Origin of the sequence: Chryseobacterium sp. S90, assembly GCF_047444895.1 — a bacterium.
Taxonomy (GTDB): domain Bacteria; phylum Bacteroidota; class Bacteroidia; order Flavobacteriales; family Weeksellaceae; genus Chryseobacterium.
The window spans coordinates 124,755-143,170 of the sequence record NZ_JBLGCX010000006.1; the positions used below are offsets into that span (position 1 = coordinate 124,755).

Genomic DNA, 18,416 nt, shown 5'->3' on the forward strand with positions numbered 1-18,416 from the left:
TCTAATTTAATTATCTTTGCTACGAATGATATAAAGCCATTCAAAAATTTAACAAAATAAAAAGAAACAGAAATAAAAAAACCATGAAAAAAATTATCTCAATTATCGCTTTCTTGTTAACATTCAGTTTTATGAATGCACAGGAAAATTTTGAAGTATCAACTTTAAGAATCGGGCCGTTTAAAGTCTTTATGCCTAAGGTTGAGGCTGAAAAAATTGCAGGAATAAAACTTTCGAACTCTGGTGGAGAGAAAAAAAATAGGGTAAAGTATAATGGAGAGATCATTCAGATTGACCTTTTCGACAATTATATTAATGAAGCCAACCCGAGTGTTCCTTCAGTTACTTACATGACAACAACGAGTAAAAAATTTAAGACCAAAAGTGGAATCGGGGTTGGAAGCACCAGAGATGACCTTATCAATGCTTACAGAAATTATCCCAACTTCAGTGTACGTCCGGATTGGGATGACAATAGCAAACCTATCAAAGATTCCGGTTATTTTAATATTGAAGACAGTCAGGCAGGAACGCTGTTAAGCTTTAAATTTGTTAATAATATTGTTACAGAAATATCCGTCTACCTCAATGAGGGCTGTTAAAAGCAGGAAAATATTCAAATTAATTAAAATCCGGGGTTTCAGATCCGGATTTTTGCATTTCCATAAGCCGGTAAAAAATTGTAAATTCGCGTTCAAATAAATCAGACATAATGAGTAAAAGTATTGAAGAGCTAAAATCTCTTACTACGCAGATCAGAAGAGACATTTTAAGAATGGTTCATGCTGTAAATTCAGGACACCCGGGCGGAAGTTTAGGTTGTACAGAATACTTCACAGCACTTTATGGAAAGGTAATGAACTATAAACTTCCTTTCACAATGGAAGGCAAAAATGAAGATCATTTTTATCTATCAAACGGACATATTTCTCCGGTATTCTATTCTACTTTAGCAAGATTCGGATTCTTCCCTGTTGAAGAGCTGAGTACTTTCAGAAAATTAGATTCAAGGTTACAGGGGCACCCGACTACTCATGAGGGACTTCCGGGAGTAAGAATTGCTTCAGGTTCTCTTGGACAGGGACTTTCTGTAGCTCTTGGTGTGGCTCAGGGTAAAAAATTAGATGGTGATCAATCTCTTGTTTACACTCTTCACGGAGATGGTGAACTTCAGGAAGGTCAGGTTTGGGAAGCATTGATGTATGCTTCTGCTAAAAAAGTAGATAATATCATTTCTACTATTGATTACAACGGACGTCAGATTGACGGGGATACAGATGATGTATTAAGCTTAGGAAATCTTCATGCTAAACTTGAAGCATTCGGATGGATTGTTTTGGAGGAAAAGAACGGTAATGATCTTGAAGCTGTAATTGCAATCCTTGAGAAAGCAAAAACAGAAACCGGAAAAGGAAAGCCGGTAGCCATCCTTCTTCATACAGAAATGGGTTATGGAGTTGATTATATGATGGGATCTCATGCATGGCATGGTAAAGCTCCTAATGATGAGCAGCTAGACACAGCATTCAAGCAATTGTACCTAGAAGCTCCGGCTGATTACTAATATCTTAATATCTCGATTAATACAATAAAAATGAAATATACATATACAGAAAAAAAGGACACTCGTTCAGGATTCGGAGCAGGATTAGCAGAACTAGCGGACAAAAATCCTAATGTAGTAGCACTTTGCGCAGACCTTATCGGTTCTTTGAAAATGGAGAAATTCATTGAGAAGGCTCCGGAAAGATTCTTTCAGATAGGGATTGCAGAAGCTAACATGATGGGAATTGCTGCAGGTCTTAGCATTACAGGGAAAATTCCTTTCACAGGAACTTTTGCTAACTTTTCTACTTCAAGAGTATATGACCAGATCCGTCAGTCTATCGCTTATTCTAACAAAAATGTAAAAATCTGTGCCTCTCACGCAGGTCTTACTTTAGGAGAAGATGGAGCTACTCACCAGGTTCTTGAAGATATCGGTATGATGAAAATGCTTCCTGGAATGACGGTTATCAATACTTGTGATTATAACCAGACTAAAGCTGCTACTTTAGCGATTGCTGATTTTGAAGGTCCTGTATATTTAAGATTCGGAAGACCGGTAGTTCCTGTTTTCATTCCGGAAGATATGCCTTTCGAAATCGGAAAAGGAATTATGCTTCAGGAAGGTACTGATGTAACGATTGTTGCAACGGGACACCTTGTATGGGAATCTCTTGTAGCTGCAGATGAGCTTGAGAAAGAAGGTATTTCTTGTGAGGTAATCAACATCCACACGATTAAGCCTCTTGACGAAGAGATCATTCTGAAATCTGTTGAAAAAACAGGTAAAATTGTAACAGCTGAAGAGCACAACTACCTTGGTGGTTTAGGAGAATCTGTTGCAGGTATGCTTGCAAGAAGAAGACCTACAAAACAGGAATTTGTAGCGGTAAATGATACTTTCGGAGAGTCTGCAACACCAGCAGAATTGATGAAAAAGTATAAAATTGATGCTGCTGCAGTGAAAGAAGCTGTAAAGAGAATTTTAGCTTAAATAAGCTATTTTTATATAGATAAAACCCCGGCTGTTTCAAAGAAACAGCCGGGGTTTTTGTAATTGCGTTATAGACCACCCCGTCAAAAATTCTTTGAATTTTTGCCACCCCTCCGGCGGAGGGGAATGGTTATACATCTATTCTTCATTGTATTAGTTTTTATCCTGATTATTATTGTTCCTGTTGATTCAAAGGAATTCCTACAGCAATCAGAACCGGGCATAATATTTCCCTGACGTAATCGTCTTCTCTTCTGTCTGAAGCTTTTGAACCTGAGAAATAATTACTGATTCTGTAGTTTTTCACAAACTGATTTCTCTTTTTCCCAATTGAATAGTAGTATCCTCCTCTTTCATCATTGACAAAATAGGTCATTTCATCAAAATTCATGAGTTTTTTGGACAGTAAAAGTTTTCTGTAAATAGACTTCTCTGATTTATCAAAAATATATTTCACAGGAACCCTGAAAAACAAATCAAACAGGAAGTAGATCATATAAATTCCCCACAGTCCCATTACAATTTTAAACTGATCTCCGGAAGTTTTACCCTTAAAATAATATAGAATTACAGGAAGAGCAATCACCCCCAACGCCAGCCACCATACTAAAGTACGCAGGAAATTATAGTTGGGCATAAAGCTTATTTCACTTCCGTTTTCTTCAAACTTATAGCGGTCTCTGATATCCATTCTCAGGATTATTAATGTTCATAATGTCCTCTGTTTCATTCACCATCTTCTGTATTCCTTTTTGGGTAAGAGCCTGGCCTATCGTAAGCTGTTTTTCTTTGCCATTCACTTCAAAATACATCGACAGCATTACATTTGTGGTGATAAAACCCATGTATTTTGTTGCCAGCACATGAAAGTTTCTGAAGTTCTCTATCGGATAGGTTCTGGCCGGAACGAAAATGGTATGTTTTCCTGTAATCGTCATGCGATCCATATCAATGATGAATTTCTTAGTAAAAAAATTAACCAGAATAAGTGCCACCACAGCAATGATGACATAGCTAAGAGTTCTTACACTATTAAAGAGCAGTCCAGCTACAATCAGGAAGATAATACAAAGCACAGTTATAAATACCGGCTGGTTTTTAAAAATATATTGATTTCCTTCTTGTTTATAAAATTTGTAGTTGTTCATAATTAATATAATTGTTGTTTAATTTCTGGTTTCTGATAATGATATTATAAAGGTTTAGTGAGACTGTGATTGATAAGAGGCTTCTGAGACAATTATTTTATCGGGCTTCATATGTATATATTTAAAGTGTTTTTTTAATTCGTCATTCTTTTAATTGCCCCAGGTAGCCATCCAGTTCAGATATTCACTTCTGTATTCGTTATCATTAAGGCTTAAGATAAGACTTTTCAGTTCTTCCCTCTCAAACTCATAATCTGAGACCGTGAAAATCAGGAAAATATCCTTGCCTGTTATCTTTGTAAAAAAGTTCTCATTTTTAAGTTTTTCCAGCACTTCTATACAGGTAGAATACAACTTAGCCTGAAAACCATCAAACCATTGATCATCATCGTCATGCTGATCCAGCTCTGCTCTCAGTTGAGTACAGATTTCATTGAACTCTCCATCGGCTCCTTCCATTTCATAGATCCATTCTGCCGGTTCATACTTATAATAAAGAGCATCATCTTCATCTGCTGCTTCCAGTACTTTTATGGTATTTGCTGCTGGGCATACTGTCATTGCACCCTCATCACTGTACAATGCAAAGCTGTAAATCCCTTCTGTTCCATGCTTTTCATACACTTCTAAAAAAGCTTTCTTAGCAGCATCTTCTATCTGCTGTTTCAAAATTTCAAAATCCATACTTCTTTTCTTTTTTAAAATGGGCGGTAAAAATACCTTTATCCTATCAAATCAGCACATTATATTCTAAGAAAGGCTGTTCAATTTCATGATTATAGCTATCTGTTTTTATTATACAAGATTAATCCGGGAATCAAAATAGCTGCCCCAAGCAGCATGGGAGGCAACTCTCCATATTTGAATAACCAGGAAGTTTCACTTGAGGATCCTATCTTAATCACCACTACCAGGCAGAAGCCTATCAGAATCAGAATAATTCCAGCTATTTTTTTCATAGTATAAAATTTTAATTATTAGTAAATCAGTCTACAAAAGTGTTATAACGATCAAGAACATAACCCGCTTCTCTTTCCAGATCATCAAGATTATTGTTCAGTTCCTTACTATTTTCATTCAGGCTTCGTTGTACAATCCGCATTTTACCCAAAAAATCATTTACAGAATTGTTGAATGCCTGATAACTGCTTTCTTTTTGTTTTTCCGAAGACGGAATCTTTTCACTGATATTCCTATTGTATAATTTTTCCATCTGCTGATATTGCTGGGAAAATTTGTTTTTGTAAGCATTCATATCCGTGACTTTATAAGAATCGTCGATGATTTTCTGCGTCAGTTCCATTGTTTCTCTGGATTGAAGAATCTGTGTTTTAAGCGGATGATCTTTAAGAGTTTCTATCTCCGCTTTGTCTGCTCTTGGAGAAAGTTTTGCAAACAGCTCTGTAGCTGCGGCTCGATTTTCCTGGATAAGTTTTTTTGCTTTTTCAGTGATCTCGGTTACTTTTTTTCCTTTATCATCTTTCCAGTCTTCTGCTTCTTTATAAGTTTCTAATTCTTTCTTCAGGGTTTCCAGTTGAGCCGTTGTATCTTTCATTGTATCAACTAAACCTTGAAATTCTTTTCCCAGCACATCCGGAGCCTTCAGTTCCTGATGAGAATACATCATGATTGTAGGAGTGAAAGTGGGTGAAATTCCAGAAAACTGAGAATTAGCAGCTGCATTTTTCACAAATTCTTCCATCTGAGTTAATGAATTCTGGAAATTTTTGATAAAATCCGATTGAGCATCATCCATTTTTACCACTTTATTATTAAAGGAAATAATATCTCTATTGGTATCTCCGGAATTGACACTGAAAGGGTTTACCTGTTTGGTATCATTCTGCGAAAGTTTTTCTTTCATCTTTTCCAGCTTATCACATGAGATGACAGAAAAACTCAGGAGAAGCATTCCTGCAATAATTATTGATCTTTTCATAATTCTTTATTAAATTGTAATAGGTGTTTTTATCTGATTTTCATATTCACATCTTCAAGTTCGTTGGTAATCTCCTGCATCATTTTTTTACTGAAAGACTGTGATATTAAAGGACGTTTAAGATTTGATACATTTTTAAAATTAGCATACAAATAACACCCTAAAGGAATAAATGCCAACCGGAATGTTTGCAGCTCAAAGCCTTCAAAATCCTCTAGTCTGTACAAAAATTCCTTTCTGTTCAATCCGCTGTTTATTACCGTAAGAAGCTTATTTTCAGGATCAAAATTAACCTTTGAAGGAATAAAAGAAATAATGGTGAGCAATAATGAAAAGATTAATAAAAAAATCCCCGTTTTCAGATAGCTTGTATTTATGAGAATTACTCCTGAAATACACACCCAGGCAACTACTATAATATGTTGAAATGCAACATATTGTTTCACCTGATATCCAGCACCTTCTTTCTTTAAATGTTTAAAGTCTTCCATATCCAGAAATTTCAGACATTATCCGATAAAAGAAAATTTATCTTCACACATTTTCCCAATCAAAGGCAAAGGTTTTTCAACATCATTCGCAGCGTTAATAATTCCGATAATCATCAGTATCAAAGGGATGAAACCGAATATCCCAAGAATCCCGATTTTGGTAACCATCAATATAATATTGAGAATGATGGATAGTACAATAGAAAAAAGGATTAATCCTAATGATTGTTTCAGATGGTATTTTAAAAGGCCGTTTGATTTTTCTTTTCCGATAACGAAGGAAATTAACCACCCGATAAGAGTAATGTAAGACAGGATTGATAATGTTTTGTTGTCCATAACTGTAAAATTTTAAATTAATATTCTTTGATTTTTTCTGATCCAAAATTGCAACGGAAAAACATCTCTACATTATTTTTTGCAACTACAAAACATCTTCAACTCAGATTAAAGATGACTACAAAACGTCTACAAAAACAAATAAACATCTAACTATCAATCATTTAAAAACAATACTCATTTCTACTTTTTCAGAGCCTAAATTGAAAGATGTCTACAATTTTTGTACTTTCACCCTATGAAACTGAAGTACTCACTCTTATACTGTATACTTTTTATCTGCACTTTATATCCTGCACAGAATACATTTATTGATGGTCTTAAAAACCAATTGAATGAAGATCACATTTCTTCTGCAGAAAAATTCAAAATTTACAATGAACTTACTGAATATTACAGAGTCAGTGATCAATATTCTACAGCTGAAAAATATGCTCAGCAACAGCTGGAATTTGCTAAAAAGGAAAAAAATTACGCTGAAGAAGCCAAAGCTCTTACGCAAAAAGGAATTATTAAGCTTAACCAGTCTGAGTATGATAAGATTCCACCTATTCTGGATGCGGCTAATGCAATTGTTCAAAAGAGTAATAATAAAACTGCTGAACTATATGCCAGCTATCTGAATATCTATTATAGAAATGTTTTTGGTGAGCCTGAAAATACAATCAAGCTGATTCAGAAAGTGCTTCCACTCGTTGAGAAGCAGCCTTCCGAAATCATGTTAAATGCAAAGCTTAATTATCTTCTCTACGGAATTTATACTGAATGGAATGATGCTGAAAATGCCACTAAATATGCAAAAAAATCTATTGAGCTTGCAGAAAAATCAGGAAACAAAAATTTACTCAGTTCTACCTATTCCGCTCTTGCTGTCTGCTACTCTTTTCAATATGAAAAAAACGGAAATTTAAAAGATCTGAAACCGGTCATAGAAATGTGCAAAAAAGCTGTTGGCTTGTACCATCAATTTCCAGGTCATGTTTCAGCCCATGTACAAGCAATGGCATTGCTGAATCTTATTAATTATTATTTAAATTATCCCGTTATAACTCCTGAAATCCGCGAGGAAATTCAGAATAATGCCAACGAAATCCTGACTCTCACACAGCATACAACTCTAAACCAGGGAATTCAGGCAGGTGCGCTTGGTGTTTTGAGTAATCTGGCTTCACGGGATCAGAATGATGCTTTATCAGAGCAATATCTTTTAAAAGCAGAACAGATTCTTCTTACGCAGCAGCCGGTTTATTACCATGTCATGATCAATGTGGTGAAAGACCTTGCCCAGCTGTATGCAAAACAAAAGAAATATCAGAAAGCGTATGAATACGAATCAAAACTAGCAGAATACAGCAATCTTCTCTTTGACGAAGGACAGGCTGAAACGGCAAAAAAACTCGAAGCTCAATACCAATCTCAGAAAAAAGAATCTGAACTCAGATCTCTTACTGAAAAAACAACCAGTCTGAAAAAAGAGAAACTGCTTTACATTGGTTTGGGAATAATTGGATTAATTGGTGCTTTCTTTATGTTCCGTTCTTATCATTTCAAATTACGATATTCTATAGAAAGGGAAAATAAGCTTGACACAGAAAAGCATGAAGCAGAAATGCAGATTAAGCTTCAGCAAGAGGAGCAGGCAAGATTAAGAGCTGAGCAGGAACTTCTTACCCTTCAACAGCAAAAACTGCAAAGCGAAGTACTGGCCAGCCAATTGCATATTCAGCATAAAAATGAAGTTCTTCAACAGCTTCAGACCCAGCTTTCTGATACAGATATTAATATTCATCAGATGGTAAAAGAAGAAAGCCGTGTGGATAACGATTTTGAAAAGATCAGATTCACCATTCAGGAATTGCATCCGGATTTCTTTAAAAGTATCAATGAAAGGGCGAAACAAAAACTCACTGCTCTGGATTTGAAATACTGTGCCTATATTTATCTTGGCATGGATACAAAACAAATTGCCAACCTTCTCAATGTAGAACCTAAAAGCGTAAGAATGACCAAATACCGTTTGAAAAAGAAGTTCGGGCTGGATGAAAACACTGCTTTGGATTCTTTTTTTCAGGGTGTATTTTCTGAATAACCACAAGTATACTTTACCTTAATATTAAACTCCATAAGCTTTTCAACATCGGGTTGAAAAGCTTCATTTTTTATAGCTCAATATTATCTATCCTGATTAATTTATCTGAAACCAATACTTTTTTGTGGAAATTCACAAAGCGACTACATCATTTTTGAACAGAAAACCATTACTTTTTCACGAAAAACATCATTAAAACATGCAAATTTCTTTCAAAATGAATGAATTACCATGTTATTTCTAATGTTAAATTCATTCATTTCACCATATTGTACAATAGAATATCTTACTCTATAATATGCTATTACATTCCTAAGCTTTCTTAACATTTTCAGAGTTCACTTTATACTTTTCAATATTTAAAATATTTCACCAAACCTTCTCATATATGCACAACTTGCATAAGCATATTTGTACACAAAATATACAAACCACTTACACATTTTATCCCAATGAAGTGAACTGAATATTTATAGATTTGAAAACATCAACGTTGACGGAATGCATTCTACATCTTTGTATGTATGTGTACAGTACATAAAAATATGTAAAGTATTCACTCCCAATGTCAGGGTTTATATGGCACAAATGATTTACACAACACAACAAAAATTATCAAAATGAAAAAATTAAATGGAATGAAGAGTGGCTTCTCTTCTACAGAAAACAAAAAACTACAAAGAAAAGATTTAAAATCTATTTTAGGTGGAGATGGTTATAAATATGTAGAAACAGATTGTGGTTCTACATGTTATGATAAAGAGACTTGGAAAGATGGAGTTCATATCAGTACTTTAAAAATCGATACCAGTCTTAATTAATATTATCACAGATAGAGGGTTATCCCTCTATCTCTTTTATCAGATCATATTCGTTAGAGGATTTATGAAAAAAGATATTTGGAACTATACTTCATATGCTTTAATAGTTATATTTTTTACTCTTACAGCTTGTAAGAGCAGAAATTTAAACTATATAACCTATTATAATAAAATCAATAAAATCGACAGTATATTTCGTTTTCAAAAGGATACAATATTTACGATCAAGCAGTACAAAAAAATATTCAGACAATACCCTCCCAAAAACCAGGACCGGAGAGAAGAATATGAAAATTACATAAAGCTTGCAGATCAACATCACAAAAATTTCGGAGGGAAGAAAAGTCTTTACAAGCTTATTCCGTTAGTTGCACCTAATTGGAAATATAAAAAGCAAGACTCCGGCTTCATACAACTCTATCAAAAATATGGTATTGGCAGGCAGGAAATGGAATTGAAAGTTGAGGAATGGAAAAAAAGACTTAATCAAAAACTTGTAGATTCTTTTACAGTTGCGTTTAAACGTGATCAAGACAGTCGTATTTATTCAAATTATGCAGATATCAATAAAAATGATAAAAAGAATGCTGAACTTCTGAAGTGGATGTTTGAGAACTATGGATTTCCAGACCTGCAAAAAATAGGTTTATGGAATGGTGATTTTTTTATGCCCTCCGGCCCCATGTTACTTCATATGGCCGATTATGAAGAGTATTACCCATATTTGAAAATAAAAGTATTAGAGTATGTAAAATCAGGTGAATGTCCCCCAAGAGACTACGCAGCTATGATAGATAGAAATAATTTACACCATAAAGTACCTTATACTTATGGCGTTTATCAAGGTTATGAAAATATAAAAGATTCTGCAACCGTCAATCGTAATCGCAAAAGCATTGGGTTGCCAAGCTTAAATCATGCTCAGTTGATTACAAAAGATTTCTTCAAAAAAATAAAAAAGAAAAATTGATACTCATTATTTCTCAAAATAACGAAATAACCACTACAGAAGTCATTAAATGGCTACTAAAATTGGAGAAAAGCTTTATCCGGGTGCATGAAGAGGAAATTTTTGATATTAAAATCAAAGAAAGACGGATTTATCTAGAAAGCCCGAGAAATTGTTTTTTTATTGATGAAATTACCAGTATATGGTATAGAAGAGGTGGATTGAAGTTTAACCGTCTACATTATAAAAATGAAGCAATTAATCTCAATATGAATGAATATCAACACTGGCTGGAAGATTATATAATTAAGTTTTTAGAGTCAAAAAAACATATCAATAAACAAAGCAATAGTGATATCAATAAACTTCTCGTGCTTGAAGCGGCTCAAAAGGTTGGATTAGATGTTCCGTCTTACTTCCTGGCTGACACAACAGATGATGTTACTTTAAACAAAACAATCATCAAAACCATTGGTGGAAATCCGCGAATGGAAAACATACTCAAAGATTCAAGCGGTATGATGTATACAACAATTGTTCAAGAAAATGAAGACGAAAATTTTTTTATCACCTTCTTTCAGGAAAAAATTGAAAAAGACTTCGAGATCAGAAGCTTTTATCTAAATGGTAAAGTTTGGTCTACAGCCATCTTTTCGCAAAATGATAATCAAACTAAAATTGACTTTAGGAAATATAATGATGAAAAACCAAATAGAAAAATCCCTTATAATCTTCCGAAAAATATTGAACAAAAAATACATCTGCTAATGCAGTCATTAGATCTTAATTCCGGTTCTCTTGATTTCGTTAAAAATGATAGTAAATATTATTTTTTAGAAGTCAATCCTGTAGGCCAGTTTCTGGGAATGTCAGTAATGTGTAATTATTTATTGGAAAAAGAAATAGCTGATTATTTATGAAAAGAGATTTTACTAATAAAGAAAAGCATAAACTGCCTCTCACCTTTAAATATATTGACATTGTAAAAAGTAAAAGCCGTGAGAAAAAGCATTTTAGCATCACCATTCCTTGTGAAAAATATTATACGGATTCTTATGCTAAACTTAATCCTTATAAATTTCTGACAAGATTGCTATGAAATACTTTAATCTTTTCTCAACAATTCTCATTACAAAAGGAGCCAGCAGAATTCTTATTTCAGACCTACAGAGAAATGTATCTGAACTATATCCTTTGGAATTATACGAGATGATAGAAGAAATGAAAAATCATTCTCTTGAAGACATCCTAAGAGATTATGATGAAGAATCCAGGCCGATTGTTCAGGAATATATTAATCTGCTGCTGGAAAAAGAATATGGATTTGTTACTGAAAACGATTGGGACAGGAACTTCCCTCCTCTTTCTTATGAATATCATGAGCCCAGTGCTATAACAAATCTCTTTATCGAAATGGAAGATATTGAGCTGCTGAAAAAAATAAAACCTTCTGTAGAAAACCTTGGCATTAAACATTTGGTTATTTACAGTTTAAAACCATTAACAATAGATGAATTCATAGAAATTGATGATATTTTTAAAACCTCAGTGCTGTCAGGAATAGAAATTTTTTCCCCGTTTCATCAGGAAACCAATCTATCTTTTATACAGGCTCTTCACAAAAATACAGTCAGAATATACAGTCTCATTTTCTACAATTGTTCGAAACCTCCTTTCAAAGCTAAAGATGAATACAGATTCTCGCTTAATTTTCTAAAAGATGACCTGAAAATATCTGCCTGTGGAAAAGTGGAACTGAAATATTTCAATACCAACCTTCCAAAAGTACTGGAAGCAATGAACCACAATTCCTGCCTGTATAAAAAGATGGGTATTGACCGAAACGGCACCATTAAAAACTGCCCGCTGATGGTTGAAAGCTTTGGAAATATCCATAATCACAGTCTTGAAAAAGCAATCACCCAGAGTGATTTCAAAAAATATTGGGATCTGACCAAAGACAATATAGAAATCTGTAAGGACTGCGAGTTCCGTTATGTCTGCACAGACTGCAGGGCATACACCGAAAATGCAGAAAAAAGCAAAGAAGGCCTGAATATATCAAAACCTCTGAAATGCGGTTATAATCCCTATACAGGAGTCTGGGAAGACTGGACAAAAAATCCTTTGAAGCAAAAAATTTTTCATTCATTAGAACTCAGATAGTGTTTCTCATCCCCTCTTATATCCAAGAGCGGCTTTTAAATTGAATTTAAAAGCCGTTCGTCTTATTATAAAGTGATTATATTCTTATTTGAAAAACTTCCATTTCGGAATAATGGCCAGCATTCCGAATCCTGTAAACAGGAAAAGGTTGGTAACATCTGTATACAGGAATGTAGACAGGTAATAATTGTGCATAAAGAAGTGCATCACCAGTAAAGCCGGGAACATGAAGATTCCTATTTTTCTGTAGAAGAACATCAGTACCAGTCCAATCATCATTAATACATCAATTGAGAAAATAACGTAGAAATACCACCTCGGGATCTCCAGATATTCATGCTGCAGATATTCATCCACATCTATTCCAAGCCCCATTATAGTAAACAACATCAGGGCTGCAAATGCCAGTACAAATCCCCATCCTTTCTTCGGATCTTCGTCAAAATAACTGTATTCTTCCATACCTACAAAAATAAAGAACTTATGAGAAATTTCATAAGTTCTTTTATAATTATTCGTTTAAAATTTGACTTATATAGAGATAGCGTTGATCAATCTATTTTTGTCACTTAAGAATTCTTCCATAGAGATCATACTTTCAGTTCTCATTACGTCCTGAATGTCGTCTATCTGGTAAATAATTCTTTTAGCATCATCCGTGTTCTTAGCTCTTACTTTACAGAAAATATTATATTTTCCGGAAATAACGCTAGCTTCAATGACGTTAGGTAAAGTTGACAATTCTTTCAATACTTCCTGAGTACGGTTTGATTTTGTCAAAAGGATCCCTATGAAAGCTGTAAAGTGATAGTCCAGCTTACCATAATCGATATTAAGAGATGATCCCAAAATAATACCTGCATCTTCCATCTTTTTCACTCTTACGTGAATTGTTCCAGCAGAAACATCCATCTGCTTTGCAATTTCAGTAAAAGGCATTCTTGTGTTTTCTACTAAGAAATCAAGAATTTTCTTGTCTATTTCGTCCAGTTGATAGTTCATATTAGTTAAATTACAATTTCTTTAAAAAATCTATGTATTTTTTGCAAATTTACGAAAAATAATTTAACTAAAAAATATATATCAAATATTAACAATAATTAACACAGATGATAAAAATCATTAAAATATTCTGATTATTTACCATTTGATTTTATAGAATCTGTTTTTATTTCACCTTTTGCACCTGAAGTTTTTTTGTCTTTTTTCTTCTTTTTAAACAAAGAATTGAAGCTTTTACTCCACACAACCCCTCCTCCATAGGCTTGATTCGCAGAGCCGTTTGTACTCACCATACCCATACCAATATTGGTAGGTTTAGAGTATCCTCGTATGATTAAACTTCCATCATTCTTTTTTGAAAGATCATATTCTACAGACCCTTCTCCGGAAAGGTAGTTATTCTGTGTATTATCTGTTTTCGACAGAGGAATTCCTAATCCAGTCTTAATATTAACTCTAGGAGAAACCGCTACACTTACTCCTGCATTGGCTCTGTCTCCGACGGTTGAGTTCTGGTCTCCTTTTACATAATTAAGGTCAATCTGAAATTCATTACTCATTGTATTAAGAACAGATCCCAGCTGCTTAAGAAGCATGTTATACCCTTGCGATTCTGCAACGTTACCTACATTTACTTCAACTCCACCACTATTGGATACGTTAAAGGTGCTCAACAAAAGAACTGAACCGAATTGAAGTACTTTCTCTCCTTCCTGACTCATTTTAGCAGCCAGTGTTTCTCTTACCTGACTGGACACATCCATAGCCGTTACATTCAGATCAATCTGAGGGTCTACTAAAGATTGGGTAATATGAGCCTGTAATAAAACACTGATAGGCTGTAGTTTTCCCATACTCAGATATTCCCCAACATTGGCTACCATCCTAATATAATTGGCATTAATATCCAGTGCCGGCTTCATAGCGTCACCATCCCACCTGATACTACTGTTTCTTTCGATCTGGAAGGTCTTGTTAAGAATCGCTTTAGATACAAATGTTCCATTGTCTACTTTATAGGTACCGCTCATGGCGATATTTCCCTGTCTGTTCATGTGGAACCTCAACGGATCTGCAGAACCTTTTACAGTAATATTTCCTACATCATCTCCTACCAGTACATTTACAGTAGTTCCTTTATCTACGGCCAGATTGAAATCAATATTCATATTGGCTCCTGTTTTCTTCTTTTCTTCCAGTGTAATCAGACCGTCTTTTCCTTCTTTCAGGAACCTCAGCATTTTAAATTCTTCAACATTGGATGTAGAACTGGAATTAAAGGTAAAGGTACTTCCGTTAAGTGCCTTCATATTAGGGGTTGTAATACTTAATCCAGAAACAGGTCCATCCACATAAAGATCTCCCTGTCCGTAAACTCTTCCCCAGAACAGGTCGAAATCTTTTTGAGTAGTATTAAGCATCAACAGATTGTCTGCCCTCATTACGAGAGATACCCCCATTGAAGAAAGGGTCTCAAACTGGATCGCCCCGGAAATATTCCCTTTAGAATTGGTTCTTCCATCATGTACTTCAATATTGTTGAGGATGGCTAATCCTTTGGTCAGTTGAATTACAGTGTCATCAAATGAATAATCTACTCCGGTAAACAAAAGCTTTAATCCGAAATCTTTTAAAGCAATATCACCGCTATAGTCAAGATTGCTGAGTTTTCCGTTGATTTTAAGGTCTCCGGTTGCTTTTCCTCTCAGGTTTGCAAAAACAGTCTGTACAAACTGCTGAGTAAATGACAGGTCAAAATCACGCATTTCTGCCGTAAGATCAATGATCGGAGAAGAAGTGTTATTGTTAACAGTTCCTGTCAGATTAAGACTATTATTCCCAAGAACACCCGCAGAATGTACTTTTACATCAATATCATAAACGTTCAGTGAGAAACCATTGGTGGCAGAAATAGAGATATCTCCCATATCATTGCCGTTCATCTTGATATCATCAATATTAAGATCTACCAGTGGCTGAAGTGTACTTTTATCCATCTTGATCTTGACACTTCCGTTGGCAAGACCCTTGATATCCATTGTATTTCCTCCGGACTGCATTTCCAGAAGTTTTTCTATTGAAAAGTCGTTGATATCGGCATCCAGATAAAAATCTTTTGCCGATTTAAACTGTGCTTCTTTAATAAACAAGGCACTTTTATCGGAATAAACCCTTAAGTTTCTGATATCAAAATCTCCGGTATTCCTTCTATAGGTAATGGAATGATTGAGTTCCGGACTTGTATCTATTGCCCAGGTCACTTCATTGAATTTTACTTCCGTAGGCTCAAATCTGAACACGTAATCTCCGGCTGCATCGGTAGACTGATCTACATTAATAGCGTATTCTTTAAGCTTTTCATTAATTTCATCATCAGGGCTTCCATGCTTGAATACGGTAGCTAAATGAAGGGTATTTCCATTCTCATTATTCCCTTTAAGTTCAAAATCTTTGATGACATTTTTGTTATAAACTACCCTATTAATCCTTGCATACAATTGCTGGTTAAGGTCAGCTGTGTTAATTCTCACTTTAACACTATCCACCATTGCACTGTCTCTGTTAATGTTCTTTCGGTCATTAACTTTATAATCAGGATTGGAATCTGCCAGCGCTTTATCAGCATCTGTAATTTCTTCTTCCTTCGTCATCATATATTTTAAAGAAGCAGCATCCAGATTCAGAATCAGGTTGTTTGAATTTCCGTCATATTCACCTTCTACAATAGCTCCCTGAGGAAGTCTAAGCTCCGGTAAAAAGTAATTGACCAATCCCTGTTGAACATCAAACTTCAGGGCAAAATTCTGTCCGCGGTATAATTTTCTCGGCGGTGGTCCCACCAATATTTTTCCGACTCCGTTTTCTACCATTCCTGCAAGATCTGCCAGGCTGTATCTTCCCGATATCTTCCCTGTGGCAGCTCCCGGAGCATCCACATCAATCACACGGCCTCCTGCTTCTACAAAGGTTTTTAATTTAGCATTCGGAATATTATATTTTTGAGTTGCAGTAGCAAAATTCAGATTGTTGGCATTAACGTCCAGCGTAAGATCATTAATGGAAGACATGGCCATCTTTCCTTCAACCTGACCGCTTACCACCTGGCTGCCAGGCTTATTGGTAAAATAGTTCATATTCAGGTAGGTGACATCTGCGTTGACATCCATAGCCACTCTTGAAGTACTGAAATCTATTAATCCTTTTATTGTAGCTTTTGCCTGCTCATCATTAACGGTAATAAGTCCGTTGTATTTTTTATGATCCAATAATCCATCCAGATACAGATTATTGATCGTTTTATCCATAATTTCAACGCTTGCAATCTGAGATTTAGTGGTCAGACGCATCGTATTTACATCAAAGCTTTGCCCGTTAAGATCAAATTTACCGGAGATCAAGCCTACCGTTTTATTCTTTGTAATAACAGATGTATTAAGATCTTTTACATCAAGATAACCGGAATATTTAGGCATTGCGGTGCTGTAACCCGATAATGTAAGCTTGGAAATTTTAGCCTGCCCTATTCCTGTCATTAAATTCCCACTGTCCACATAGATCTGATCCGGATTTACTCTTGCTGTTCCATTATACTTTAATTTCCCGAAATCATCAGCAAAGTTCTTCATCTTTTTAGAGATAAAGGATGGCATCATTGCTTTTAAATCTTTGTAAGTAAAATCTGCAGAAAGATCTTTTGTTTCGATGGCAAAATGTCCTTTCAGCAGGTTATCAACCTTCATCGTTTTGGTTGCAATATTCACATCAGGATTTCTGATCAGGAAATTCTCCAGATGGAACTTATTTAAAGGTCCCGTCATCGTCCCTGAAAGATTGAACGGTTTTATATTATCCCAGTTCGTCACAAAATAGCTGATGTCATAACCACTCACCTGGCTTCCCTGTTGAATATTCATATCCCATCGTACTCTGTCAGCAAAATCTGACCATGATCCGTCATGAAGATTAAATTTAATATCCCCCTGAAGTAAGGTATGATCGGTATTCAGTGTAAGGTCTTTCAATGACAAAAATTGTTTCGTTAAAGACAGTTCTGTTGAAAAAGTATCCACAATATGAGATTTCCCCCATCTTGAGGTCACAAAGGACATATTATTAATCAAAGCCGAAACATTCGGTCCGTTGACTTTTACATTCGGTGCTTTTAAGTTGAATTGTGTTGCCGTTAGCCATTTTCCCTGTTCTCCGGGAGAATTTTCATTGACGATTGAAACTTTAGAATCAATAATCTGTACTCTGGAATTCAGCTGAAAAGGAGGTTTGTTCGGATTTCTTTTCTTTCCGTCATCAAAGAGTTCTGTAAATCTTACAAAATTAGATATGCTGTCTCCTTTATAGGTAATTACTCTTACTTCGGCATTAACGAGAGTCAGTGAATTAAAGCTTAAAGAATTGCTTTTTCCTGAAATAGCATTCACAGCAAGAGATATCCAGTCTGAATCTGCACGGAATTCGCGGGCTTTAATAAAATCAAATCCTTTATAATCTTTTACTTTTAAACCTTTTATCGTTACATCTCCAAAGTAGTTAACATCCACACTTTCTGTGGAAAACCCTGATTTGAAATCTTTATTTACGATCTGAAGAGCCTGATCTGCCGCCCATTGTTTTGTCACCGGAAGATTGATGACAACCAATATACCTCCTACCAGAAATAAGCCAAGCCAAAAGAGAATCAAGAGAAGTTTTCCCCACCAGGTATAGCTGGTAACATCTTTCATCGCCTGTTTTCCAAACTCTTCAGCCGTTTCCACAGGATGATGTATGGCATCTGAAGCCAGCTCAGATGCTTCTTTTACTGTCTCCCGAACTTTTTCTTCTACATTTTCGACAGTTTTCTGTACCTGATCCCCTAGGTTTTCAGCTACCGATTTTTTATTCTCATTCTCGTTATTATTCTCTAACTTTGCCATTA

18 protein-coding genes are annotated in these 18,416 nt (G+C 35.1%); 8 read left to right on the plus strand and 10 right to left on the minus strand.

The window, feature by feature from the left end:
• Positions 1-83 precede the first annotated feature (83 nt).
• The 3 genes from ACLMCG_RS16340 (at position 84) to ACLMCG_RS16350 (ending at position 2,539) form a co-directional block, all read left to right on the plus strand.
• Positions 84-602 carry a hypothetical protein gene (locus ACLMCG_RS16340; protein WP_413960268.1) on the plus strand — a complete coding sequence of 173 codons (519 nt, stop codon included), beginning with the start codon at positions 84-86 and terminating at the stop codon, positions 600-602.
• Between the two features lie 77 nt (positions 603-679).
• Entirely contained in the window at positions 680-1,564 is an 885-nt protein-coding gene (locus tag ACLMCG_RS16345) for a transketolase (protein WP_223601280.1), read from the plus strand.
• 30 nt (positions 1,565-1,594) lie between these two features.
• Positions 1,595-2,539 carry a transketolase family protein gene (locus tag ACLMCG_RS16350; RefSeq protein ID WP_213278207.1) on the plus strand — a complete coding sequence of 315 codons (945 nt, stop codon included), beginning with the start codon at positions 1,595-1,597 and terminating at the stop codon, positions 2,537-2,539.
• A 172-nt stretch (positions 2,540-2,711) separates the two neighbouring features.
• Here the strand turns inward: ACLMCG_RS16350 and ACLMCG_RS16355 are convergent, their stop codons facing one another.
• From ACLMCG_RS16355 to ACLMCG_RS16385, 7 genes are all read right to left on the minus strand, one after another.
• On the minus strand, positions 2,712-3,230 hold the full coding sequence (locus tag ACLMCG_RS16355) for a hypothetical protein (protein WP_413960269.1): 519 nt from the start codon (positions 3,228-3,230) through the stop codon (positions 2,712-2,714).
• A complete protein-coding gene (locus ACLMCG_RS16360) occupies positions 3,208-3,687 on the minus strand; it encodes a hypothetical protein (protein WP_413960270.1) in 480 nt (159 codons plus the stop codon). Before ACLMCG_RS16360 ends, ACLMCG_RS16355 begins: the two co-directional genes overlap by 23 nt.
• A gap of 150 nt (positions 3,688-3,837) precedes the next feature.
• Positions 3,838-4,371: a DUF4303 domain-containing protein gene (locus ACLMCG_RS16365; RefSeq protein WP_413960271.1), complete on the minus strand. Its 534-nt coding sequence runs from the start codon at positions 4,369-4,371 to the stop codon at positions 3,838-3,840.
• Positions 4,372-4,469: 98 nt separating this feature from the next.
• Complete coding sequence (locus ACLMCG_RS16370) at positions 4,470-4,646, minus strand: hypothetical protein (protein ID WP_413960272.1); 177 nt, start codon at positions 4,644-4,646, stop codon at positions 4,470-4,472.
• Positions 4,647-4,672: 26 nt separating this feature from the next.
• Positions 4,673-5,626, minus strand: a complete 954-nt coding sequence (locus ACLMCG_RS16375) for a hypothetical protein (RefSeq protein ID WP_413960273.1) — start codon at positions 5,624-5,626, stop codon at positions 4,673-4,675.
• Between the two features lie 29 nt (positions 5,627-5,655).
• A complete protein-coding gene (locus ACLMCG_RS16380) occupies positions 5,656-6,117 on the minus strand; it encodes a hypothetical protein (RefSeq protein ID WP_413960274.1) in 462 nt (153 codons plus the stop codon).
• A gap of 18 nt (positions 6,118-6,135) precedes the next feature.
• Positions 6,136-6,456: a DUF4870 domain-containing protein gene (locus tag ACLMCG_RS16385; protein ID WP_413960275.1), complete on the minus strand. Its 321-nt coding sequence runs from the start codon at positions 6,454-6,456 to the stop codon at positions 6,136-6,138.
• Between the two features lie 238 nt (positions 6,457-6,694).
• On the opposite strand from ACLMCG_RS16385, the gene ACLMCG_RS16390 reads away from it, so the two are divergent.
• The 5 genes from ACLMCG_RS16390 to gwsS all read left to right on the plus strand — a co-directional run bounded on the left by ACLMCG_RS16390 (position 6,695) and on the right by gwsS (position 12,481).
• Positions 6,695-8,545, plus strand: a complete 1,851-nt coding sequence (locus ACLMCG_RS16390) for a helix-turn-helix transcriptional regulator (RefSeq protein ID WP_413960276.1) — start codon at positions 6,695-6,697, stop codon at positions 8,543-8,545.
• 620 nt (positions 8,546-9,165) lie between these two features.
• Positions 9,166-9,366, plus strand: a complete 201-nt coding sequence (locus ACLMCG_RS16395; RefSeq protein ID WP_223601181.1) for a TIGR04139 family peptide modification target — start codon at positions 9,166-9,168, stop codon at positions 9,364-9,366.
• Positions 9,367-9,430: 64 nt separating this feature from the next.
• Positions 9,431-10,336: a hypothetical protein gene (locus tag ACLMCG_RS16400; protein ID WP_413960277.1), complete on the plus strand. Its 906-nt coding sequence runs from the start codon at positions 9,431-9,433 to the stop codon at positions 10,334-10,336.
• Positions 10,333-11,235 (plus strand): grasp-with-spasm system ATP-grasp peptide maturase, encoded by a 903-nt coding sequence (gwsG, locus tag ACLMCG_RS16405; protein ID WP_413960278.1) that lies wholly within the window; start codon positions 10,333-10,335, stop codon positions 11,233-11,235. The genes ACLMCG_RS16400 and gwsG overlap by 4 nt, the downstream gene beginning before the upstream one ends.
• A gap of 175 nt (positions 11,236-11,410) precedes the next feature.
• Positions 11,411-12,481, plus strand: a complete 1,071-nt coding sequence (gwsS, locus tag ACLMCG_RS16410) for a grasp-with-spasm system SPASM domain peptide maturase (protein WP_413960279.1) — start codon at positions 11,411-11,413, stop codon at positions 12,479-12,481.
• Positions 12,482-12,565: 84 nt separating this feature from the next.
• On the opposite strand, the gene ACLMCG_RS16415 is transcribed toward gwsS, so the two are convergent.
• From ACLMCG_RS16415 to ACLMCG_RS16425, 3 genes are all read right to left on the minus strand, one after another.
• Positions 12,566-12,943: a hypothetical protein gene (locus ACLMCG_RS16415; protein ID WP_047373649.1), complete on the minus strand. Its 378-nt coding sequence runs from the start codon at positions 12,941-12,943 to the stop codon at positions 12,566-12,568.
• A gap of 69 nt (positions 12,944-13,012) precedes the next feature.
• A complete protein-coding gene (locus ACLMCG_RS16420) occupies positions 13,013-13,483 on the minus strand; it encodes an Lrp/AsnC family transcriptional regulator (RefSeq protein WP_039371059.1) in 471 nt (156 codons plus the stop codon).
• Between the two features lie 134 nt (positions 13,484-13,617).
• Entirely contained in the window at positions 13,618-18,414 is a 4,797-nt protein-coding gene (locus ACLMCG_RS16425) for a translocation/assembly module TamB (RefSeq protein ID WP_413960280.1), read from the minus strand.
• Between the last annotated feature and the right edge of the window lie 2 nt (positions 18,415-18,416).